The 872-nt window shown below is 65.0% G+C and carries 1 protein-coding gene; it reads left to right on the top strand.

Translation table 11 applies throughout. The annotated features are described in order from the left end of the window. Positions 1 to 367 (top strand): hypothetical protein (locus tag GEV06_28705; GenBank protein MPZ21826.1); only part of this gene is annotated, 367 nt, incomplete at its 5' end. Positions 368 to 872 lie beyond the last annotated feature (505 nt).

Genomic DNA, 872 nt, shown 5'->3' with positions numbered 1-872 from the left:
CCTCGATGTTAGACCAAAGGCGAACATGCACGTCTACGCACCTGGCGCAGAAGGTTACAGGGTGATCACGCTCACGCTCACGGAGACGCCGGGCGTCACAGCGAAGCCGGTCAGCTATCCGCCAGCCGGGATTTACTTCTTCGAGCCACTGGACGAGCACGTGCCTGTCTATAGCGATCCGTTTCGCCTCACGCAGGAAATCGCCGTGGGCGCCTCGAAAGAGATACAGGCCGCCCTCCAGAAACAAAAGACTCTCACCATCAGCGGACAGCTCGACTATCAGGCGTGTGACGACAAGCTGTGCTACCGCCCGGCGTCGATCCCTGTCTCGTGGTCGTTCACCGTGGCACCGCTGGAACGGAAGTAGCGCAGGCCTTTAGGCCTGCCTGCAGAGATTTCGCGCCGCGATCGGCAGGCCTAAAGGCCTGCGCTACGGATTGACAGTACAAGTGAATCCGTTGGATTAGAAGAACACGCGTGTGCCGAGCTCCACGCGGCGGCCACCACCAGCGGCCGTGGGCTGTCTGAAGTACGGCGACGTCATGACGCCGCCATAGCTGGTGAAGTTGGTCGTATTGAAAAGATTCTGTACATCGAGGTAGATCTCGACGCCACGCCGCCGCTCACCGCCGTCGCCGTCCCCGCCGGGACCGCCCAGGCCGGAGGCTGGGCCACCGTGGAGGTGGCCAAGCCGCCCGCGGACATCGCACCCGGGGACGAGTGGCGCGCCGAGCTGCTGATCAAGCAGCACGGGATCACGCCGCTCGACGGCCTGGAGCCGAGCGTGGAGATCAGCGACGGCGCCGGCGTCGTGCGGACGTTCCGGGCGCGGCCCGCCGGGCGCCCCGGGACGTACGTGGCCGAGGTGACCT

Origin of the sequence: Luteitalea sp. (genome assembly GCA_009377605.1) — a bacterium.
Classification (GTDB): Bacteria; Acidobacteriota; Vicinamibacteria; order Vicinamibacterales; family Vicinamibacteraceae; genus WHTT01.
The sequence above is the reverse complement of the archived record's forward strand: the minus strand, read 5'-3'. Positions and strand labels throughout refer to the sequence as shown.